The sequence below is a fragment of the Streptomyces sp. CoH27 genome, from assembly GCF_020181035.1.
Lineage (GTDB): Bacteria > Actinomycetota > Actinomycetes > Streptomycetales > Streptomycetaceae > Streptomyces > Streptomyces camelliae.
This window is the reverse complement of record NZ_JAIQYY010000001.1, coordinates 177,054-196,455: the sequence shown is the minus strand read 5'-3', so window position 1 is coordinate 196,455 and position 19,402 is coordinate 177,054. Positions and strand designations below refer to the sequence as shown.

The following is a 19,402-nucleotide window of genomic DNA, read 5'->3' as shown; positions in this document are numbered from 1 at the left end:
TGATCGCGGTCGAGGCGCTCTGGGACGGTGACACCGTCCACGACTGGTTCGTGGACGTGGTCGCCGTCCTGGAGGACCCTCAGGGGAAGGCCATCCGGCGACCGTCCACCGCCGTCCTGGAGGGCCGCTGCCGGGCAGGATCGCCGACGAGGCCGGTCGCGCCCTGGCCGGCCACCTGGGCGTGCCCTTCCACTTCAGCTCCCCGGACGTCCCTGACGACGAGGCGCCACGCCGGCGCACGGTCACACGCCGGCGCACGGTCAGCCGATGAGCGAGCGGAACTGCTCGATCGTACGGCGGCGCATCGTGAGGAACGCGAGCCAGGAACCGTCGGCGTAGTGCAGGCGGAAGCGGGCCATCAGCTGGGTGCGGGGCCGGCGTTCGACCCGGGCCACCCATGCCCGCGGCACCTCCCACACCGGGGTGCCGTCCAGGGGTCGGACCAGTCCGACCCGCTGGTCGGTCACGCGCAGCAGCAGCGCCCCGGAGGCGCCCGGCATCCCCGCGGCGATGCTGCCGGCTCCGCCGGACTGCGCGCCGATGGTGTGCATCAGCTGGTTCGCGACGACCCCGCCCACGTTGATGCTGACGCCCTTGGCGCTCTTGGCGGGAACGACGCTGCCGTACCCCAAGAGCCGTTCACCGAAGGCCAGCTGACTGAGGGCGGAACGCTCGTGGAGGGCGGACATGCCGGTGATCATAGGCGACGAGCCGCTCGGGCCCTCCGTGCCGAGGGCACCCCCTGCCTTACGACATCGACAAGATTCGCCGGCGGACCCTGGTACAAGTCGCCACTTCCCGAGGCCGGTTGACCGGGCAGGATGGAGACCCGCCGCACCGGGGCGTTGACCTGGACCGCCTCGCGCCCGGCCGGCGCGGACCACACCCGGAACGAAGGAACTCGATGACACTGCGCACGATCAGCCCCGGCGGCCGCGGCTTCCTCTACGTCAACTCCCACCCCGAGGGCTGCGCTGCCGTGGTCGACGATCTGTGGCAGCACACCGGCACCGCCGCCGACTCGGCCGGGCCGGGGCCCGTCGCCCTGATCATCGGCTCCAGCGCCGGCTACGGCCTCGCCGCCACCGTCGCCGCGCTGCGCAGCTACCGCATGCGCGGGCTCGGCATCGCCTTCGAGGCCCCCGAGACCGGGCGCCGTACCGCGTCGGCCGGCTGGTACCGCACCGCCCGCACCGCCGAACTCGCCGGAGCGGACGTCGGCTTCGCCTTCCTCAACGCCGACGCCTTCTCCGCCGCGGCCAAGGAACAGGCCCTGGACCACCTCGCCGCCCGGTACGGCAAGGTCGACCACCTCATCTACAGCGTCGCCGCGCCGCGCCGCACGGACCCTGTCACCGGCGAGGTCCACCACTCGGTGATCAAACCTCTCGGATCCGCCTACCGGGCCAAGACGCTGCAGTTCGACGGCGACACCCCGCTCGTCGGCTCCCTGGAGCTCGAACCCGCCGAGGACGCGGAGCGCGACGCGACCGTACAGGTCATGGGCGGTGCCGACTGGCGGCTGTGGGCCGAGGCCCTGGCCGACCGTGGGCTGATCCAGGACGGCTTCCACACCGTCGCGCTCTCCTACGTCGGCTCCGACCTGACCGCGCCGATCTACCGGGCCGGCACCATCGGCGCTGCCAAGCAGCACCTGGAAGACACCGCCCGCGGCCTCCAGCAGGAGCTGGCCCCGCTCGGCGGTCAGGCCCACACCGTCGTCGCCGGCGCGGCCGTGACCCAGGCCTCCACCGCGATCCCCTCCATCGCCCTCTACACCAGCCTTCTCCACGCCGTTCTCGGCGACAGCTTCCAGAGCACGGCCCAGCAGGCCACCGCGCTGTGGCGGCAGCTCACCGGGGAGGCCCCGCTCCAGCTCGACGAGCAGCAGCGCATCCGCCTCGACGGATGGGAATTCGACGACAAGGTCCAGGCCGCCGTCCGGGAACGCTGGACCGCCGCGACCACCGACACCCTCGCCGAACTCGCGGACACCAGCTGGTTCCGGACCCAGGTCGGCCGGCTCTACGGCTGGGACGTGCCCGGGATCGACTACAGCGCCCCGAGCCGGACCACCGTCCCCTGGCCGTCCGCCATCTGACCGTGCGGCGTCACGGCCGGTGATCAGACGCCGGCGAGCAGGGCGTCGAGTGGGTCCGGTACGCGGTCGGGGTCGAGGGCCTCGACGAGGACGCGGCCGTAGTGGATCTTGCGCCCCTTCTTCGTGCCGAGGAAGCGCCGCAACTGCTGCTGGGCGGTGCGGCGCTGCTGTGCGGGCTGGCGCAGGAAGGTCTGCAGGGCGCGCAGGTCGCCCTCCGCCTCGATGAGCTCCGCCATGTGTGTCACGCCCAGCGCGCGGATGAGTTCGTCCTCCAGATCCGCCGCGCAGACGAAGAACTCCTGCTGTGCCGCACCGGCGCGCTCGAAGCCGCGGGCGTAGTACGGGCGTTCCCGCTCGTCGCACAGTCCGGTGAGGCGGAGGTCCAGGCCGGTCGGCCCGAGAAGGCGGGTGCAGCGGCTGACGCTCATGGCGCCGCCGATCGGCAGGACGCAGACTCCTTCGGCCGCAAGGTCCCGGCCGCGCCGCGCCGCCAGCGCGCCAACCGCGGCGACGTCGCTCGGCCCTTCGAGCAGGACGGCCGCTCGGACGGACAGCCGCGCGGCCCACGCGCGCGCGGGCTCGCCGGGGCCGCCGGCCGCCCACGTGGTGACCGCGTCCCGGAACGCCCCCATGTCGGCCATGACACGAGTCTCCGCCCCGCGACGGCCGTCGCGCCAGGCAATTCACGCCGCGCCGTCGACGACCGCCGCGGGTGGGCCGGGACGCGGCAGGCGGCGCAAGCGGGGCCGGCCGCCCCCGAGGGGGGCGCCGGCCCCTGTGGTGCGGGTGTGAGCTCAGCTGAGGCCGAGGCTCGACAGTGCTGTCGTCCAGTCGGTCTCGATCGCGTTCTGGGCGTCCGCGAGGCTGACGGTGCCCGCGCAGACGGCCTTCTTGAGCTTGTTCTCGACGGTGTCCTTGTCGGAGGCGGTGTAGCCGCCCGTGTCGTAGTGGGGCTCGGGCCAGAGGTTCTGCTCGCTCGTCGGGCTACCGCCGAGTTCGAGGGGAACGAAGTGGTCCTCTTCGTAGTCGGAGGTGTTGGTGTCCGTGTAGCCGTACTCCACTATTTGCTTCTTCTTCAGCGCGGTGGTGTACGAACTGGGGGGCCGCACTGTCGAGGTCCAGCCGGAGACACAGATCGTGGAGTCGATGGTGTCCTGCGTGACGTCGGGGTTGAGGGCGCCGGGCTGGCAGGTGGGGTCGGGGAGGGGGAGGTAGGCCTGGCTGCACGACTGCGCGTGCGCGGTTCCGGTGGTCACCGCGAGCCCCGCCGCGGCGAGGGCGAGGGTGGACAGAGTGGTCACCAGGGGGCGCGCTATTCGGGACATGTGGGGGTCTCCCGGTGTGTTGCCCGGCATCGTTCCGGGCGAGCATGAGCATGACACCACCCCGCCCATCTATGCGGGTAGACCCCTTTGCCGCACCGGGTGATCCTTTGGTTGAAGATTTATCTAGAGCAGGGTGCCCCGAGGGAAACGCGTGGCCGGAACTTGGTTGTTGACGGAATGGCGGGAGCCGTGCCGATCGGTGAACGGCGTCACTTCGGGCCGTAGTAGAGCCGGAGGAACTCCTCCATCGCCGCGTCGACGCCGGCCCGGTCACCGGTGGCGAGCAGATCGAGCAACAGGCCGCGGACGGTGGCGAGTTCGAGCCTGGCGCGGCTTTGGGCCGTGACGGGGTCCACCCCCGCGGCCGTCTCGGCGGCGACGAGCGGCTCCAGCCAGTCCGTCACGAGTCCGTCGAGGACCGGTACGGCCTCGGGGCGCCCCCGCAGCGCGTGCCCGCAGATCTCGAAGAAGAGCCGTTCCTGGCCGGCCAGTGCGGGATCCGTCAGCTGCCGCCACAGGCGTCGTGCGACATCGGCGGGGGAGAGGCCGGGCTCCGTGCGCAGCCGGGAGAACTCATCGCGCCGGCGTCGCTCCGACGTCCGGACGATCTCGACGAGCAGCTGTTCCTTGGAGCCGAAGTAGTGGATCAGCATGCGGTGACTGACACCGATCGCGGCGCCCAGGCGGCGCAGGCTCAGGTCGGCGATGCCTTGTGCCGTGACGTGGTCGACGGCGGCGGCCACGAGCTGGGCACGCCGGTCCCCTGTCGTGCCACGTGCGGCGCCCCCGGGGTGCGAGTCGTCCGAATCCGCCCCGTCGTCGATCCCGTCACGCGCCACGCCGGCAGTGTACCCATGGGTACACGCCGCATGTACCGTGTGGTACATGAAGCCCGTCTCCGTGTCGATCGACGTACCGCAGACGCCCCAACAGGTCTACGACTTCCTCGATGTCATGGCTCATCACGAACGCTTCACCGACCACTACCTCGGCAACTGGCGCTACGACGGCCCCGATCGCGGCATCGGATCGTCCGCCACGGTCACCGCCGCGCTGGGCGGCACGAGGACCGACGTCACGATCGAAGTGGTCGAGGCCGACGCGCCGCGGCGCATCGTCGAACGCAACGTCAGCGCGGCCGGCCGGCGCCTGGCTCACGGCACCTACACCGTCGAAGCGCTGCCGAGCGGTGGGAGCCGTGTGTCGTTCACGTACACCTGGGTGCGCGCTCCCCTCGCCGACCGTCTGCTGGCACCCGTCGTCCGGTCCGTGATGCGGCGCGCCAACCGCACGGTCATGCAACGGCTGGCCACCGAGCTGGCCCGCCATGGGTCCGCCGCCGGATCCTGACGTCGAGCGCGGATTTGTACGGTTGCCGGGGCCGCGCTGTACGTCCGCTGCACGGGCCCTGACCGGCGCGAAGCGAGTCTGGAGTCACTTCGACAGGCCGCTTGCGCAACGGAGTTCACCGTGAACCGTACGACCCGTACCCGCGCCTCCGTCATCACCGCCACCGCCCTCGCCGCCACCACCCTGACTGCCGGAGCGGGGGTGGCCGGAGCGAAGGAGGCGCCGAAGCCCAAGGCGACCAAGGCACCCGACCTGTACGCGAAGGACGCCGTTGTGCTGCCGACGGTCTCCCACAGGATCCGTACCGACCACGCCGGGATCGTCGACTACTTCGAGCACTTGCTGCAGAACAAGCCGGTCGGCAGGAAGATCGAGTCGATCGTGAACGTGCTCGACCGCCGGCGCACGACGGACAGGCCCAGGCCGGAGCCCGAGCGGTCGGCCAGGCCCTGGCCGCGCCAGAAGCGGTCGAAGGCCCGGGACTTCTCCTGGTCCAGATGACCGGGGCCGGCCAGGACGACAGGCCCGCCGTCGGTCCGGCCCTCGGACGCGATGCGCACTCCGCGCTCGGCGGCGGCCGGCCGCCACACCGAGAGGCGTTCGCGGACGATGTCGCCGAGCGGGAGCGGTTCTGCCGCCGCCGTCACCTTCGCCTCGGCGCGGGCCAGCACGAGCAGGCCGTTGACCAGGCGGCTCATCCGGACCACCTCGGCAGTCGCCTGCTCCACGTCCCTTCGGGGATGACCAGGGATGCCTCGGGGATGACCAGGGATGACGCTCAGTTCTTCGGTGAAGTGACGAGGACGCGGACGTCCCACGCGCCGAGCTCCAGCTCGGTCCCCGACGGGATCTCGCCGCCGTCCAGCACGTCGGTCAGTTCGGCGGGGGCGGTGACACGGGTGGGTGCCCAGCCCCAGTTGTGGAGGACATGGACCCGTCGGCCGTCGGGGGAGGTGCCGGTGGTCGCGGTGACGGACGCGGGGAGGTCCCGCCAGCCGTGGCGCGCGGTGGGCGCCAGCCATGCGGCCAGGGCGCGGGCGAAGCCCCGGTCCGGAACGGTGCCCACGCAGGTGATCCGGCCCGCGCCGTGCGGGCGGGTGGTGACCGCCGGCCAGCGGCCGAAGTGCGGATGCTCGTACGAGACGAGAACGTCGGCGTCCGTGACGACCAGGCCGTCCGCCCACCGGGTGGCATGCGCGTGCTCCGGCAGCCGGAGTGGGCCGCCCGCCGTGCCGCGGACCGGGAGGTCGTGGACGAGGTTGCTGAACTCGTCGTACCGCACGCCCGCGGCGTCGGCGAGCTGGCCGGGCGCGGGTGCGAGCCGGGCGCGGGCCTCGTGGTCGGCGTAGGCGGTCCGCGGGCCCAGGACGAGATGGCCGCCGGCCTCGGCATAGGCGGCGAGCCAGTCGACAAGGTCGTCGTGGGCGAGGTACAGGCCCGGGACGAGCAGCACCGCATGCCGGCGCGCCGCTTCCTCGGGGGCCATGCCCTCCCGGTCTCCGAGCGGGTCGTGCAACTGCCGGGCGTGGATGACGCGCACCTGGCGGCCGGCGTCGAAGGCGCCACGGTAGAAGGGGTCGAAGATGCCGTCGTAGGCCGTCGGGTCCGGGGCGCCGTCGGCGGTCGCGAGCGGGGGGTGTTTCTCCATCAGCCACTTGCTCGGCGTCGAGTAGACCATCGCGAGGTCGGCGTCCGGTTCGAGACCTGCGACGAGTGCGCCCGCCTTGTCGAACTCGGCGCCCAGCCGGGCGAGTTCGGCGTAGACACGGCCGGGCTGTCCGCTGTGCGGCAGGACACCGCCCCAGTACGTCTCGGCACCGAAGCGCAGCGTCTGCCACTGCCAGTATTCGATCATCCGTGCCCCGCGCGCCACGTGTGCCCAGGCGGCCTGCCGCCACTGGCCGTCGTAGGCGGGACGGTTGTCCCAGGCGAAGCCGACAGAGCCCGCGTTGGTCTCGGTCACCAGGAAGGGTTCCTGGCGGGAGGAGAACATCCAGTCGGCGGTCCGGTACATCGCCCAGACGCCGGTCGTCTTCCAGATCTGTCGGTGGTCGTCGGGCGTGGGGTCGGGGAGCAGGAGGCCGTCCTGCATGTCGTAGTACGGGTTGCCGGACGCGATGTCGAGCACGGCGGAGAGGTCGTCGTCCCGCACGCCCTGGCGGGTGTACGAGATGCAGGTGGTGACGAACTGCCCGGGGCGGGCGTACTCGCGGACGATGCCGGCCTGCCAGCCGATGAACTCGGTGACCTGGCGGGCCTGGAACTCCCGCCAGGCGACGTCGTACTGGGGCTGGGCGTTGCCGTCCGGGGTCCACAGATCGGCCCAGTCGGTCAGCCGGTGGGACCAGTACACCAGCCCCCATTCCCGGTTGAGGGTCTCCACGTCCCCGTAACGGTGGCGCAGGTGGTCCACGAAGCGCTCGAAGACGCAGCGGTTGTGGAAGAGGTGCAGGCCCGGTTCGTTGTCCACCTGCCAGCCGATGACCGCGGGGTGGCCGGCGTACCGGGCGACGACCTTGCGGATCACTCGCTCGGCGTGGAAGCGGAAGGCGGGATGGGTGAAGTCGGCCTCCTGGCGCCCGCCCCAGCCGATGCGCCGGCCGGTCGCCTGCTCCCCGGCGATCTCCGGGTACTGGCGGGCCAGCCACGGCGGTACGGCGTACGTCGGCGTGCCCACGACGACGGAGATGCCGCGCTCCTGGGCGCCGTCCAGCACCGGTTGCAGCCAGTCGAGTTCGAACCGGCCGTTCTCCGGCTCCCACGTCGACCAGACCGATTCCCCGACCCGGATGACGTTGAAGTGCGCCTCCGCCATCAGATCGAGGTCGGTCTTCAGCCGTTCCTCGGGCCGCAGCCCGGGGTCGTAGGCGGGCGTGTACTCGTGGTAGTACGCGGCACCGAAGAGGACACGGGCGGGCAGATCCGGCATGAAGGGACCTCCTGAGGAGAGAGAAGGGCAAGCGCCGGTGGCGCTGCTGCTTGACGCTTCCGGTGGCCAGGCCGCTCTGCCAGTAGCGCTGGAGCAGCAGGAAGGCCACGACGAGCGGGACGATCGAGATCAGGGATCCGGTCACCACGAGCGCGGCCATGCCGCTGCCGGCGCCGGCGCCGCCGCTCTGCGCCTGGGTGGCCCAGGAGGACAGCCCGACCGGGACGGGAAACGGACTTCGGTCATTGAGCATGATCAGGGGCAGGAAGTAGTTGTTCCAGGTCGCGACGAGCGTGAAGAGCAGGACGGTCACCAGGCCGGGGGCCAGGAGCCTGAGGGCGTTCCGGAAGAAGATCCGTGCCTCGCCCGCCCCGTCGAGGCGGGCGGCCTCCAGGAGACTGTCCGGTACGGCGTCGGCGGCGCAGACGCGCATGAGGTACAGGTCGAAGGCGTTGACCAGTGAGGGCAGGATCACCGCCCAGGGGGTGTTGACCAGGCCGGCCTTCGCGAACAGCAGATAGGCCGGGATCGCCGGCGCGGTCGCGGGGACCATGACGGCGCCGAGGACCAGGCCGAAGGCCACGCGGTCGCCACGGAAGCGGAACGTGGCGAAGCCGCATCCGGCGGCGGCCGCGAGCAGCGCGGCGCCGACGACAGGAACGCCGGCCCCCAGGCCGCGGTGAGCCAGGTGGCGTACGGTCGAACATGTCCTTGCGGTACAGCATGCCCATCGGGCCGGTGTCCTGTGGGACGGCCCAGACCTCACCGTTCGGGCCGCTGACCTGACCCCAGGTCCAGTCCACGAAGGTGTTCTTCAGCGCCGCGGCGCCGTACGGCCGCAGGTCGAGCAGGCTGCCGGTGATCGTGAACGTCGGCACCGCCTGGTACTCGATCTGCGCGAGGTCCGGAGCGCCGCTGCCCGCCTTGAGGGCCGTACGCGTTTTGGTGTGATGCGTCACGCCCTGACCGGCGTTGACGACCCTGATCTTGAGGGCCGGGTACGTCTTCTCGAAAAGCGCGACCTCCTCGGTGATGTCCGGGACCCAGGTCCGGAACGTCAGCTGGGCCGGTGTCTTCATGGCTGTGTCGATGTCGGCCCGGCTGACCGGCTTGGCGGGGCCGGACGAGCCGCCGGAGCCGCTGCCGCCGCCGCATGCGGCCGGCGCCGCGCCGAGCGATGTCGCGCCGACGGCGCCGGGCAACCGCCGGCGGCTCATCGGGGACGGGTGGCTGAAGGATCTGGGCATGGGGAACTCCCGCCGATGGGCGTAGGAACGGCACGCCTGGCGAGGGCGTGTCGGGTGGGTGCCGTTCGTGCCGTGCAGAGGAAGGCGATGAGCGTGGCCGGTCAGTCGGGCAGTGGGTCAGTCGGTGGTCTGTGGCCGGTGCTGTGGCGGGGGTGCGGTGGAGGCGCGGAGCACGAGTTCGACCGGTGGGTCGTGCGCCGGGGGCAGCTCCGTGTCCGGCTCCTCGATCGCGTGGACCAGAAGCCGGAGCCCGTCCCGTGCCACGGCGTCGAACGGCTGGCGCACGGTGGTCAGCGGGGGCGTCACATAGGCGGAGACGGGGGTGTCGTCGAAGCCGATGACACTGACGTCCTCGGGCACGCGTAGCCCGGCCTCCGTCAGCGCGCGGATCAGACCGATGGCCATGTCGTCGTTGGCCGCGAACACTGCGGTCACGTCACGGTCGGAGGCGAGCTCGTGGCCCGCCGCGTACCCGGACGCGGCCGACCAGTCACCCTCGATGACGGGCGGCTGATCCCTGCCCCGCTCGGCCAGCGCCGCGCGCCAGCCGGCGAGCCGGTCCCGGGCGGCGAACCACCGCTGGGGACCAGCAAGATGATGGACCACCCGGTGCCCGAGGCCGAGGAGATGCCGGGTGGCTTCCCGGGCCGGCAGTTCGGCCCCGACTCCCGCGGACACCGTGCGAGGACCGGCGAACGGGGCGGGAGAGCCGAGGACGAGCACGGGTACGTCGACACTGAGCGAGACCGCGCCCTCGTCGATCGGCTCGGACACGACGATGCCGTCCACGCCCTGTTCCAGGAGGTGTTCCACGGCGCCGGCGATGCCGCCCGGGTCGCCTTCCAGGGTGTTGGCCACCCGGAGCGCGTACCCCGCGTCCCGCGCGGCCCGCTCGATGCCGATCAGCAGTGAGGCGGGCCCGTACAGGGCGGTCCCCAGGGTGACCACGCCGATGGAGTGGGTCCGCCCGGAGGCCAGTGCCCGGGCCGCGCTGTTCAACCGGTAGCCGAGTTCCTCGGCCGCCTCCAGCACACGGCGGCGCACGTCCTCGGAGACGTACCGCTCCCCGTTGAAGACGCGCGACACGGTCTTCTGAGACACACCCGCTTGTCGGGCCACGTCCACACCGCGTGGTGCGGCGGCGCTGCCGCTCCGCACTTCCCCTTGTGCCATGGCCTCTCCCTGGGCGTCGGTGACCCGCTGCCGTCCGGTCCCTGTGGCTGACTGCGCCGTCATGACTGCGCAGTCATGTGTACGCAGTTCGAACAAGAGGCGTCAAGACTCTGGGCAACATCCCGTATTCACGGGCGGCACTTCTCCGGCATCGGCGAGGTAGATGATGCGTCAACGACATTTACACTGTGTTCATGGAGGAGAGCGTGCGGTGGTTGACGCCGGAAGAGCAGCATGCGTGGCGGGGTTTCGTACGGTTGCACGAGCGGCTCGGAGGCCGCTTGGCGCGCTTGCTCCAGTCGGAGTCCCAGTTGTCGGCTGCCGACTTCGCGGTGCTGGTCAATCTGACCGACGTGCCGGAGGGGCGGCAGCGCCACCAGGATCTGGCCCGTGCGCTGGAGTGGGAGAAGAGCCGGATGTCGCATCACATCGCGCGCATGGCAGGCCGCGGTCTGGTGGTGCGGGAGGAGTGTCCTGAGGACGGACGCGGGGCGTTCGTCGTGATCACGGAGGCGGGCCGGGCGGCGATCGAGGCTGCTGCTCCGCTTCATGTGGCAGCGGTGCGCTCTCTGTTCCTCGACCATGTGACTCCGGCGGAACTGCGGACACTGGCCCGGGTTTCCGAGCGAGTGATCACACAGCTGGACGCGGACCCGTCCTGACCGGGGGTGGGTGGCCATCCGCCTGCCCTCATGGCAAGGTAGTTGATGTGACAACCAGTATGGGTGAGAGGCGGCCCCGGTGAGCACCGTGGAAACCGACCCTGCGGCCTTGAGGTGCGGATCGCTGACCGACGGCGACCGGCCGGATCGGGAGCCCTCGGTCGATGTGCTGTCCGCGCGCGAGGTGCCCTTGGGCGGTCCGCGTGCGCTGCGCGTGCGGCGGACGCTGCCGCAGCGCTCCCGGACGCTGATCGGAGCCTGGTGCTTCGCGGATCACTACGGCCCCGCCGATGTCGCCGCGACGGGCGGCATGGACGTGCCCCCGCATCCGCACACCGGGCTGCAGACGGTGAGCTGGCTGTTCAGCGGGGAGATCGAGCACCGCGACAGTCTTGGCACCCGCGCCTTGATCCGGCCTGGCGAGATGAACCTCATGACCGGCGGATACGGCATCTGCCACTCCGAGGTCTCCACCCCGCGCACCACCGTCCTCCACGGCGTCCAGCTCTGGGTGGCGCTTCCCGAGGAGCACCGGAACACCGGCCGCGACTTCCAGCATCACGTGCCCGAGCCGGTGCGGACCGACGGGGCCGAGATCAGGGTGTTCCTGGGCTCGCTCGCCGGAACCACCTCACCGGTGCGTACCTTCACACCCCTGCTCGGCGCCGAGATCACCCTCGGACCGGGTGCGTCACTCGACCTCGCCGTGGACCCCTCCTTCGAACACGGCCTCCTCGTGGACAGCGGCGACGTCCGCCTGCTCGACACGGTGCTGCGGCCGGCGGAACTCGGCTACGTCCCCTGCGGCACCGGCGTCCTCACAGTGGTGAACGAGTCGGACGCTCCGGCGCGGGTGGTCCTGCTGGGAGGGCCTCCCTTCGGGGAGCAGATCGTCATGTGGTGGAACTTCATCGGGCGCACCCACGAGGACATCGTGCGGGCCCGGGAGGAGTGGGAGGCGTCCTCCGGCCGTTTCGGTGCCGTCGAGGGCTTTCCGGGCGGCCGCCTTCCCGCTCCGCAGCTGCCGAACGCGATCATCACCCCGCGCGGGAACCCCGCGCGCCGCTGACCTGCCGCGCCGGCGGGGGGAGGGAGGAGGACCATGCTCTCCTCCGCCGACGCACACGCGATGCTTCAGCACCGGGCCGCGGGGCGGGCGGACCTGATGGACGGGACCGCGGCAACACGGCCCCGTCTCTCCACACCCCGCCAACTCGACCTGGCCCAGGCCGAGTCCCACCGCCGCGGTTGCAGTCCTGCTGCGCGGTCGCCCGTGCACGGCTGTCCTCGATCCGCTCCAGGACCTTGAGGGCCTCGGCCCGTTCCTCGGGGGTCAGCTCATCGGCGACGCCGGACTCCAGGTCGAGCCACACGCGTTCCACCTCGCGCCGCAGAGCCATGCCGGCGACCGTGGGTTCGGCGATCGTGCCCCGCTTGCCGCTGGGGGAGGAGCGGCGGCGGACGAACCCCGCGTTCTCCAGGCGCCAACGGTGCGGGTCATGGTGGCGGCGCCGGATCCGAGCAGACGGACGCGGAGGCCACCTGCACGGCCCTGGCCGACGCGCTCGCCCCGCTCGCTCTGGCCCACCTCACCGTCCGGCTGCGCAAGCAGTGGCCGGGTACCTTCATCCTCAACCCCATCTCACTGCCCCCGGCCCCACGGGCCCGGAGGAGCTGCAGCTGATCGAGGACGGAGTCGCCGACCTGATTTCCTACGGCGCCCTGTTCCTGGCCGACCCGGACCTGCCCCGGCGCGGCCCGCAGGCCTGAGAAGCCGGAATCAGGGGCTCTCCTCGGGGCCGGGGGCCTCGGTGATGTCCAGGAAGACATGTTCGGCCTGGGGCCACTCGATGGTGATCCGGCGCTTGAGGCGCACACAGACCAGCTCGACCTCCTCGCTGTCGAGCCCCGGCACCAGATCGACGCGGGCGGCCACCAGGACCGCGTCCATACCCAGCCGCATCGTCAGCAGCGCGGCGACCCTGTCGATCTCTTCCTGGGACGCGAGGAAGTCCCCGATGCGGTCGCGCAGTTCCGTGTCGACCGCCTCGCCGATCAGCCGGTCCCGCGCCTCCCGGGCCAGCTGGTAGGCCACGCACACCAGGAGGGCGCCGATCCCCATGGAGGCACCGGCCTCCCAGGCGACCTGCCCGGTCACCAGGTGCAGCCCGATACCGGCCGCCGCGAGGAGCACACCCGTCACCGCGGTCGCGTCCTCCGCGATCACCGTGCGCAGCGCCGGGTCGGTCGCGCCCTCCCGGTGCCGGCGCGCCTGGTACACGGCGCGGAGCAGGGAGGCGCCGTCGGCCAGCAGGGCGACCCCGAGCACCGCCAGTCCCGCGAGGTAACCCGTCAGCGATTCCTGCCGGTTGGTACGCAGCGCCTGCGCGCCCTGGTACACCGAGAAGCAGCCGCCCATGACGAAGATCCCCACCGCGGCCAGCAGCGCCCAGAAGTAGCGCTCCTTTCCGTAGCCGAACGGATGACGGTCGTCGGCGGGCCGCTTGCTGCGGCGCAGGGCGATGAGCAGGAACACCTCGTTCAGGCTGTCCGCGACCGAGTGCGCCGCCTCCGACAGCAGCGCGGGCGACCCGGCGAAGAGCCCGGCGACCGCCTTGGCCGCGGCGATCACGAGGTTGGCCGCGAGGGCGACGAGGACGGTGACCCGGGTTCGCAGGTCCCGGGCCATGGAGTTCCGGCCGCGCTTCCCGTCGGTGTCCTTCCCCAACACAGCCCTCCAGCCTGCCGTACGGACCCGGCCGGCCGACTCGTGCCGCGGACGCGAGGTGACCGGGCGCGGATCTCGGGTCGGCCGCCGCGGCGAGACACCGGCGCGGCCGCCAGGGCCCGACGTCCCCCTCTGCTCGGCGAATGCCCCGGTGAGCGCCGTTCATGCGGGGGCATGGAACCCACCTGGTCCAAAGGGGTGCCGCCGGCACCGAGGGGAGCGAGCCGGGTGCGTGTGCGTGGTGAAGCGGGCGGTGCGGGGTACCCGGCGCGGGAGCGCGGTGACAGGGCCGGGCCCGGGCCTGGAAGGGGGCCGCGATGGTCAGGAAGGTGCGCGAGATCATGACCGACGCTCCGACAGCCGTGGACGCCCGGGCGTCGGTGACAGCCGTGGCCCAGGTGATGCGCAACCGGGGGATCGACCTCGTCATGGTGGTGGCCGACGGACACCTGATCGGGCTCGTCAGCGGCCGCGATCTGCTCGTCGGTGCCGTCGCGGACGGGGCCGACCCGCGGCGGGTGCCCGTGGCCCGGTCGGTGCCCGGGGAACTGGTCACGGTGACGGTGGACGAGGACATCGCTCACGCCGCCATGAGGATGCGCGAGCGGTCGGCCCGGTACGCCGCGGTGACCGTCGCCGGTGAACCCGTGGGCCTCGTCTGCGCCGACGACCCGGCCCTCGGGGCGACCTGGGCCCCCACCGTGGCACCGACGCCGGAACTGCACGGCAGAGTCGTACCCGGCGCGTGACCGCGACACGGCGCAGGACCGCATGACACGGACAGCGAACACCGGAGAGGAGAGTCGACCGATCATGCGTATCGCGTTTCTGACAGCGCCCGAAGGCGTCGAGCAGGTGGAGCTCACCGAACCCTGGCAGGCGGCCCTCGCGGCCGGTCACGATCCGGTGCTGGTGTCGACGCGTGCCGGTCGGATACAGGCCTTCCACCACCTCGACAGGGCGGACACGTTCACGGTGGACGAGGTCGTCGGTGACGCGTCGGCCGAGTCCTTCGACGGCTTGGTGCTGCCGGGCGGGGTCGCCAATCCGGACTTCCTGCGGATGAACGACAAGGCCGTCGCGTTCGTGAAGGACTTCTTCGAGCAGGGCCGCCCGGTCGCCGCGATCTGTCATGCGCCCTGGACCCTGGTCGAGGCGGACGTGGTGCGGGGGCGTGAGCTGACGTCGTGGCCGAGTCTGCGGACCGACATCCGCAACGCGGGCGGCACCTGGGTCGACGAGCAGGTCAAGATCTGCGACCACGGGAGCAACAAGCTGGTCACCAGCCGCAAGCCGGACGACCTGAAGGCGTTCTGCGAGAGCTATCTGGACGTCTTCGAGGACGAGGCGGCGGGACGATGACCGCGACCCGCCGAGTCCATCTCACGTTCTGTACGACGGAGGGAGGGCGGAAAAGGCCGCTCTCCCCGTTTCTCCGGAATGCGAGGGAGGAAGCATGACCCGGCATGTTCGCGACATCATGACGAAGGACCTCGTCACGGTGGCTCCGCTGACATCGGTGGTCGACGTCGCCCAGCTGATGCGCCGGGAGGACATCGGCGATGTGCTCGTGGTCGAGGACGGTCATCTGCGCGGCATGGTGACCGACCGGGATCTCGTCATCCGCGTCATGGCGGAAGGCGGCAACCCCGGCGACCGGACCGTGGCGAGCGCGTGCAGCGAAGACCTGGTCACGGTCGGCCCCGGCGACACCGTCGGCGACGTCATCGGGCTCATGCGGGAGCACGCGGTGCGCCGGGTGCCCGTGGTCGAGGGCGACCGCCCCGTCGGAGTCGTCTCCCTGGGGGACCTGGCCATCGAACGGGATCCCGGCTCCGCGCTCGGGGACATCAGCGCGGCCCGGCCCGACGGGTGAAGCGGAAAGCCCACCGGGGTGAGCCCATGCAGCGGATGACCCGGGAGGCGGCAGGCCGGCCGATGGTCGCGTGGCGGAAGGCCGGACAGGGGCCGTCGGTGGTGTGCGTGCACGGCGCGGGGGTGTCCAGCCGCGAGCTGCGACCCCTCCTGGAGGCGCTCGGTCCCCGTCATGACGCCTGGTCCGTGGACCTCCCCGGATTCGGCGCCAGCGCGGGGCCCGCGCGCCCGCTCGGACTGCGGGCGCTCGCCGACTCGCTGGCCGACTGGCTGACGGCCGTGGGCCTGGACCAGGCGGTCCTGCTCGGCAGCTCCTTCGGCTGCCAGATCGCCGTCGATCTCGCCGTCCGCCGCCCGGAGCGCGTCACCGCCCTGGTCCTGGTCGGACCCACCGTCGACCCCGCGGCCCGTGGCTTCCTCCGCCAGCTGCTGCGCTGGGCGCACAACGCGCCCCAGGAACGGGCCTCGATGGCGCCGCTCAACCTCGCCGACTACCGGGATGCGGGACCGCGCCGCCTGGTCGAGGCGTTCGCCGAGGCACTGCGCGACCGGATCGAGGACAAGCTGCCGTACGTGCCCGTGCCCACCCTGGTGGTCCGCGGCGCCCGGGACCGGCTGGTTCCTGAGGAGTGGGCCGAGGAGGTCACCCGGCTGCTGCCGGCGGGACGGCTGGCCGTCGTGGCGGAGAGCGGCCACATGGTGCCGTACCGGCAGCCGCACGCGCTGGCCGCACTGGTGACGGACTTCCTCACCTGCCTCACCGGGGATCAGGCAACGGCCGCCGGCCGGCCGCAGGCACAGGGGCCGGCGCGGTGAAGGCGGCCAGATCCGTCGCGGCGTTCGACTCGGCGACCGGCATGGTGCGGGCGCTGTCCCGGTTCCTGCAGGGGCGGGACATCCCGGCCATCGGTCAGCTGCCCGCGGCCTTCGAGACGCCGATGTCCGGGCTGCTCGGCACCCTGAACCGGCTGCCGGTCCCGGTCCAGGAACGTGTCTACGCGTTCAGCGGCTGGGCCGAGGCCATACCGCAGCGCCGGGCCGGCGAGGTGCGCTCCGCGGCCCTCGCCGAGTGGATCACGGGGCACTATCCGCAGCGCCGCTACCCGGTGATCTTCGTCGGCTCCGCCAACGGCGCCCTGGTCCATCTGGCGGCAGCACTCGACGCCCCGTGGCTGCCGCAGACCCTGCTCGTGCCCGTACGCCGGCACGGTGTGGCCCCCGACGACGCGCGCGGCGACCTGGACGCCTCCCGCGACGCGGGCCGGGCCCTGCTCGCGGCCAACCCCGACCTCGCGCTGCATCACATGCACGATCCCAACCAGGACCGTCTCATGATCGCCGGCATGACCTACTTCCGCGTCAAGTGGCTGCGTCTGCCGGAGGCGTACCGCCGCTTCATCCGGGACCTGCTGGCGCCGGGCGGACTGCTCGTCGCCGTCGACTGCACCCTGCGCTGGCCCACCACGACCGTCGACGACCGGTACGTCTTCCAGTTCGGCGCCCTCGGCGACGCCACCGCCGAGGAGTACCACCAGGGCGGCCCGCGGGTCGCCGCCCTGCTCGCCCGCTACGGTGCCCCCACGCGCCACTGGGACCCGCCGGCGCCCGACGGCACCGGCCCCGAAGCCGAGTGGGGGCTGCGCACCGATCTCCTCGACGACATGGCGGCCTTCGCCCGGCGACACCGACTCCGCCTGGACGCACTGCGTTTCGACAGCCCCCAGCGGCTCAGCCCCGCCGTCGCCGATCTGTGCCGTGCGGCGTACGCCGAGCGCGGTGTGCCCACCGACCGCCTCCTGGTCGAGTCGTTCCTGCTCCTCGACCCGCGGCAGGCGCTGCGCACGGGCTCGGTGCCGTTCTGGACCGTGTTCGGCACCGAGACGTGCCGTGCCGGCCTGGAGGAGTACCTCGACGGCACCGAACCGTACGACGAGATCCGCGTCCTGCTCTTCAACCACGGCACCGAGTCCATCGGCCTGGCTCCGGCGGAGAACTGGCGGCGCACGGCCGCCCGGGCCCGCAAGATCGGCGTTCTGACCGGCGTCGACGCCGCCGAGTACCCCAGGGACTTCGCCGGCCTGGTCCGTTCGCACCAGGCCCTCGGCAGAATCCGCACCCGGTGGCCGCTGCCGCTCCCGCTGAACGTCGACGCGGCCGTGGAGGCCTTCACCGGACGTGAGGAGATCACCTGGAGCCGGGTGGAGTGATCCGCGCCGAAGCCTCCCGCAGCACCTCGGTGCGTACTTTCCGGCAGGACCGGCTGATCAGGCGTGACACCTGCATCTGCGAGATACCGAACTGCTCGGCGATGCGGCTCTGCGTCATGTCCTGGAAGAACCTCAGGTAAAGAATGGCGCGTTCGCGTTCGGGGAGCGCCGCGAGATGGGGTTTGACGGCCTCGCGGTCCACGACGGTCTCCAGGGCGGGGTCGGCCGCGCCCAGGGAGTCCGCGAGGAGGCGGCCGTCCGCGGCGCCGCGAACCCCGGCGTCCAGGGACAACGGGCTGAAGCTGCCCAGCGCCTGGAGCCCGGTCCGGACCTCCTCCTCGCTCAGCCGGGCGTGATCGGCGATCTCGGCGACGCCGGGCAAGCGGTCCGACACGCCCCCCGCCAGGTCCTGGCAGGCGAACCGCACGCGATTGCGCAGTTCCTGGACCCGGCGCGGCACGTGCACGGTCCACAGGTGGTCACGGAAATGCCGCTTGATCTCGCCGGTGACCGTGGGCACGGCGTAACTCTCGAAGGCGTGGCCGCGATCGGGGTCGTAGCGGTCGACCGCCCGGACCAGACCGAGCGCGGCGACCTGACGCAGGTCCTCGTCGCTCTCTCCGCGCCGCCGGAACCGTCCCGCCAGCCGTTCCGCCATCGGCAGCCACGCCACGACGATGTCCGTGCGCAACTGGTCGTGCTGCCGCCCCGCGGGGAGCGCGGCCAGCCTGCGGAAGGCTTCCTCCGTATCCGGGGCGTCGTCGTGCGGATGGCGTCGTGCTGTCACGTGAGCGCACATGATGTCTCGCAGTCCTGTGTGACGTGAGCGGGTATCGCAGGAGTGCGGACGTGGTCCGGGCAGCCCCGTCCCGGCGACGCGTGCCACGCTCCCACGGACGTGCTTTCCGTTCCGCTGCCCGGGACCGGCCGCCGCAAACCGCCCCCGCGCGATGCCCGGCGGTCCGCACAGCGGGCCGTCGTCGGGGCGCGTGCACCCGCCGCGTGGGGGGTACCCGGCCGCGCGTGAGGGCTCACGCACGAGGCGGACACGAGGAGGAACGGCCATGGGCACCGAGCCCGCCGACCCGGCCGAGAGGCATGACGCGACACCCTTCCTCCCGGGACGGCGCGCGGGACTGCCCGGGCTGCGCAAGGCGGCCGCGGGATGCCGGGGCTGCCCGCTGTACCGGGAGGCCACCCAGACCGTGTTCGGCGAAGGCGACACGGACGCACGCGTCCTGCTCCTCGGCGAGCAGCCCGGGGACCAGGAGGACCGGCAGGGCAGACCGTTCGTCGGCCCCGCGGGCAGGGTGCTCAGACGCGCGCTCGCGGACGCGGGCATCGACCCGCAGCACGTGTACGTCACGAACGCGGTCAAGCACTTCAAGTTCACTGTCCCCGAGGGCCGTAAACGCCGTATCCACAAGGCTCCGACCCTGCGCGAGATGACGGCCTGCCGGCCCTGGCTCGGGGCGGAGCTGCGGGTCGTGGCACCGGAGGTGGTCGTCGCCCTCGGCGGGACGGCGGGCAAGGCCCTGCTCGGCTCCGGCTTCCGGGTGACCGAGCAGCGGGGCGCCCTGCTGCCCTGGCCCGGGCTCGGTGTGGACGGCGACGGCGACGGTACAGGTGCGGCGGAGGAGGGGATCAGCGCCCTGGTGGCGACGATCCACCCGTCCGCCGTGCTGCGCGCCGACGACGCCGACCGGGCGAAGGTCTACGACGGCCTCGTCGCCGACCTGCGCCTCGTGGCCGACGTCCTGGCCGACGGCGACGGGCACACGCGGAAAGCCGAGAGCCGCTGACCT

General features: G+C 72.1%; 19 protein-coding genes and 3 pseudogenes. 12 read left to right on the top strand and 10 right to left on the bottom strand.

From position 1 onward, the window contains the following. Positions 1 to 260: 260 nt before the first annotated feature. A complete protein-coding gene (locus tag LE548_RS00980) occupies positions 261 to 689 on the bottom strand; it encodes a hypothetical protein (RefSeq protein WP_225094637.1) in 429 nt (142 codons plus the stop codon). A gap of 215 nt (positions 690 to 904) precedes the next feature. On the opposite strand from LE548_RS00980, the gene fabV reads away from it, so the two are divergent. Further along, complete coding sequence (gene fabV / locus LE548_RS00975) at positions 905 to 2,101, top strand: enoyl-[acyl-carrier-protein] reductase FabV (RefSeq protein WP_225094636.1); 1,197 nt, start codon at positions 905 to 907, stop codon at positions 2,099 to 2,101. A 23-nt stretch (positions 2,102 to 2,124) separates the two neighbouring features. Here the strand turns inward: fabV and LE548_RS00970 are convergent, their stop codons facing one another. The 3 genes from LE548_RS00970 to LE548_RS00960 all read right to left on the bottom strand — a co-directional run bounded on the left by LE548_RS00970 (position 2,125) and on the right by LE548_RS00960 (position 4,265). Then, on the bottom strand, positions 2,125 to 2,742 hold the full coding sequence (locus LE548_RS00970; protein ID WP_225094635.1) for a TOPRIM nucleotidyl transferase/hydrolase domain-containing protein: 618 nt from the start codon (positions 2,740 to 2,742) through the stop codon (positions 2,125 to 2,127). Positions 2,743 to 2,895: 153 nt separating this feature from the next. Then, positions 2,896 to 3,426, bottom strand: a complete 531-nt coding sequence (locus tag LE548_RS00965; protein ID WP_225094634.1) for a hypothetical protein — start codon at positions 3,424 to 3,426, stop codon at positions 2,896 to 2,898. A 209-nt stretch (positions 3,427 to 3,635) separates the two neighbouring features. Continuing rightward, entirely contained in the window at positions 3,636 to 4,265 is a 630-nt protein-coding gene (locus LE548_RS00960; protein ID WP_225094633.1) for a TetR/AcrR family transcriptional regulator, read from the bottom strand. 46 nt (positions 4,266 to 4,311) lie between these two features. On the opposite strand from LE548_RS00960, the gene LE548_RS00955 reads away from it, so the two are divergent. Further along, positions 4,312 to 4,776, top strand: a complete 465-nt coding sequence (locus LE548_RS00955) for an SRPBCC family protein (protein ID WP_225094632.1) — start codon at positions 4,312 to 4,314, stop codon at positions 4,774 to 4,776. Between the two features lie 120 nt (positions 4,777 to 4,896). Further along, positions 4,897 to 5,277 (top strand): hypothetical protein, encoded by a 381-nt coding sequence (locus tag LE548_RS00950; protein ID WP_225094631.1) that lies wholly within the window; start codon positions 4,897 to 4,899, stop codon positions 5,275 to 5,277. 277 nt (positions 5,278 to 5,554) lie between these two features. On the opposite strand, the gene LE548_RS00945 is transcribed toward LE548_RS00950, so the two are convergent. The 4 genes and pseudogenes from LE548_RS00945 to LE548_RS00930 form a co-directional block, all read right to left on the bottom strand. Continuing rightward, positions 5,555 to 7,705, bottom strand: a complete 2,151-nt coding sequence (locus LE548_RS00945) for a beta-galactosidase (RefSeq protein ID WP_225094630.1) — start codon at positions 7,703 to 7,705, stop codon at positions 5,555 to 5,557. A gap of 46 nt (positions 7,706 to 7,751) precedes the next feature. Beyond that, a pseudogene (locus LE548_RS00940) lies at positions 7,752 to 8,375 on the bottom strand (carbohydrate ABC transporter permease); the annotation flags it as partial. 25 nt (positions 8,376 to 8,400) lie between these two features. Then, positions 8,401 to 8,952: pseudogene (locus LE548_RS00935) on the bottom strand (extracellular solute-binding protein); the annotation flags it as partial. A gap of 117 nt (positions 8,953 to 9,069) precedes the next feature. Continuing rightward, a complete protein-coding gene (locus LE548_RS00930; RefSeq protein WP_225094629.1) occupies positions 9,070 to 10,125 on the bottom strand; it encodes a LacI family DNA-binding transcriptional regulator in 1,056 nt (351 codons plus the stop codon). Positions 10,126 to 10,319: 194 nt separating this feature from the next. On the opposite strand from LE548_RS00930, the gene LE548_RS00925 reads away from it, so the two are divergent. The 3 genes and pseudogenes from LE548_RS00925 to LE548_RS00915 form a co-directional block, all read left to right on the top strand. Further along, positions 10,320 to 10,787, top strand: coding sequence for a MarR family winged helix-turn-helix transcriptional regulator (locus tag LE548_RS00925; RefSeq protein ID WP_225094628.1), 468 nt, complete (start codon positions 10,320 to 10,322; stop codon positions 10,785 to 10,787). 79 nt (positions 10,788 to 10,866) lie between these two features. Continuing rightward, complete coding sequence (locus LE548_RS00920) at positions 10,867 to 11,856, top strand: pirin family protein (protein WP_225094627.1); 990 nt, start codon at positions 10,867 to 10,869, stop codon at positions 11,854 to 11,856. Positions 11,857 to 12,303: 447 nt separating this feature from the next. Beyond that, positions 12,304 to 12,542, top strand: a pseudogene (locus LE548_RS00915) (alkene reductase); the annotation flags it as partial. A gap of 25 nt (positions 12,543 to 12,567) precedes the next feature. On the opposite strand, the gene LE548_RS00910 reads toward LE548_RS00915, so the two are convergent. Then, complete coding sequence (locus tag LE548_RS00910; protein ID WP_225094953.1) at positions 12,568 to 13,476, bottom strand: cation diffusion facilitator family transporter; 909 nt, start codon at positions 13,474 to 13,476, stop codon at positions 12,568 to 12,570. Positions 13,477 to 13,856: 380 nt separating this feature from the next. On the opposite strand from LE548_RS00910, the gene LE548_RS00905 reads away from it, so the two are divergent. The 5 genes from LE548_RS00905 to LE548_RS00885 all read left to right on the top strand — a co-directional run bounded on the left by LE548_RS00905 (position 13,857) and on the right by LE548_RS00885 (position 17,597). Then, positions 13,857 to 14,264: a cyclic nucleotide-binding/CBS domain-containing protein gene (locus tag LE548_RS00905; protein ID WP_263635554.1), complete on the top strand. Its 408-nt coding sequence runs from the start codon at positions 13,857 to 13,859 to the stop codon at positions 14,262 to 14,264. Between the two features lie 64 nt (positions 14,265 to 14,328). Further along, positions 14,329 to 14,877, top strand: coding sequence for a type 1 glutamine amidotransferase domain-containing protein (locus LE548_RS00900; RefSeq protein WP_225094625.1), 549 nt, complete (start codon positions 14,329 to 14,331; stop codon positions 14,875 to 14,877). A gap of 94 nt (positions 14,878 to 14,971) precedes the next feature. Further along, the gene (locus LE548_RS00895) at positions 14,972 to 15,391 is read left to right on the top strand and encodes a CBS domain-containing protein (protein WP_225094624.1); all 420 of its coding nucleotides are present in this window, start codon (positions 14,972 to 14,974) and stop codon (positions 15,389 to 15,391) included. A gap of 26 nt (positions 15,392 to 15,417) precedes the next feature. Further along, on the top strand, positions 15,418 to 16,206 hold the full coding sequence (locus tag LE548_RS00890) for an alpha/beta fold hydrolase (protein ID WP_225094623.1): 789 nt from the start codon (positions 15,418 to 15,420) through the stop codon (positions 16,204 to 16,206). After that, the gene (locus LE548_RS00885) at positions 16,203 to 17,597 is read left to right on the top strand and encodes a hypothetical protein (RefSeq protein ID WP_225094622.1); all 1,395 of its coding nucleotides are present in this window, start codon (positions 16,203 to 16,205) and stop codon (positions 17,595 to 17,597) included. Before LE548_RS00890 ends, LE548_RS00885 begins: the two co-directional genes overlap by 4 nt. On the opposite strand, the gene LE548_RS00880 is transcribed toward LE548_RS00885, so the two are convergent. Continuing rightward, positions 17,575 to 18,396: a SigB/SigF/SigG family RNA polymerase sigma factor gene (locus LE548_RS00880; protein ID WP_225094621.1), complete on the bottom strand. Its 822-nt coding sequence runs from the start codon at positions 18,394 to 18,396 to the stop codon at positions 17,575 to 17,577. The genes LE548_RS00885 and LE548_RS00880 overlap by 23 nt on opposite strands. Positions 18,397 to 18,661: 265 nt before the next feature. Between LE548_RS00880 and LE548_RS00875 the strand changes: the two genes are divergently transcribed. Further along, positions 18,662 to 19,399 carry a UdgX family uracil-DNA binding protein gene (locus LE548_RS00875; RefSeq protein WP_225094620.1) on the top strand — a complete coding sequence of 246 codons (738 nt, stop codon included), beginning with the start codon at positions 18,662 to 18,664 and terminating at the stop codon, positions 19,397 to 19,399. The last annotated feature ends 3 nt before the right edge of the window (positions 19,400 to 19,402 follow it).

What these genes read in the sequence shown, in the direction of transcription:
- LE548_RS00980 (WP_225094637.1), bottom strand. Translation starts at nt 689, where the DNA reads ATGTCCGCCCTCCACGAGCGTTCCGCCCTCAGTCAGCTGGCCTTCGGT.
- fabV (WP_225094636.1), top strand. Translation starts at nt 905, where the DNA reads ATGACACTGCGCACGATCAGCCCCGGCGGCCGCGGCTTCCTCTACGTC.
- LE548_RS00970 (WP_225094635.1), bottom strand. Translation starts at nt 2,742, where the DNA reads ATGGCCGACATGGGGGCGTTCCGGGACGCGGTCACCACGTGGGCGGCC.
- LE548_RS00965 (WP_225094634.1), bottom strand. Translation starts at nt 3,426, where the DNA reads ATGTCCCGAATAGCGCGCCCCCTGGTGACCACTCTGTCCACCCTCGCC.
- LE548_RS00955 (WP_225094632.1), top strand. Translation starts at nt 4,312, where the DNA reads ATGAAGCCCGTCTCCGTGTCGATCGACGTACCGCAGACGCCCCAACAG.
- LE548_RS00945 (WP_225094630.1), bottom strand. Translation starts at nt 7,705, where the DNA reads ATGCCGGATCTGCCCGCCCGTGTCCTCTTCGGTGCCGCGTACTACCAC.
- LE548_RS00930 (WP_225094629.1), bottom strand. Translation starts at nt 10,125, where the DNA reads ATGGCACAAGGGGAAGTGCGGAGCGGCAGCGCCGCCGCACCACGCGGT.
- LE548_RS00925 (WP_225094628.1), top strand. Translation starts at nt 10,320, where the DNA reads ATGGAGGAGAGCGTGCGGTGGTTGACGCCGGAAGAGCAGCATGCGTGG.
- LE548_RS00910 (WP_225094953.1), bottom strand. Translation starts at nt 13,476, where the DNA reads ATGGCCCGGGACCTGCGAACCCGGGTCACCGTCCTCGTCGCCCTCGCG.
- LE548_RS00905 (WP_263635554.1), top strand. Translation starts at nt 13,857, where the DNA reads ATGACCGACGCTCCGACAGCCGTGGACGCCCGGGCGTCGGTGACAGCC.
- LE548_RS00900 (WP_225094625.1), top strand. Translation starts at nt 14,329, where the DNA reads ATGCGTATCGCGTTTCTGACAGCGCCCGAAGGCGTCGAGCAGGTGGAG.
- LE548_RS00895 (WP_225094624.1), top strand. Translation starts at nt 14,972, where the DNA reads ATGACCCGGCATGTTCGCGACATCATGACGAAGGACCTCGTCACGGTG.
- LE548_RS00890 (WP_225094623.1), top strand. Translation starts at nt 15,418, where the DNA reads ATGCAGCGGATGACCCGGGAGGCGGCAGGCCGGCCGATGGTCGCGTGG.
- LE548_RS00880 (WP_225094621.1), bottom strand. Translation starts at nt 18,396, where the DNA reads ATGTGCGCTCACGTGACAGCACGACGCCATCCGCACGACGACGCCCCG.
- LE548_RS00875 (WP_225094620.1), top strand. Translation starts at nt 18,662, where the DNA reads ATGGGCACCGAGCCCGCCGACCCGGCCGAGAGGCATGACGCGACACCC.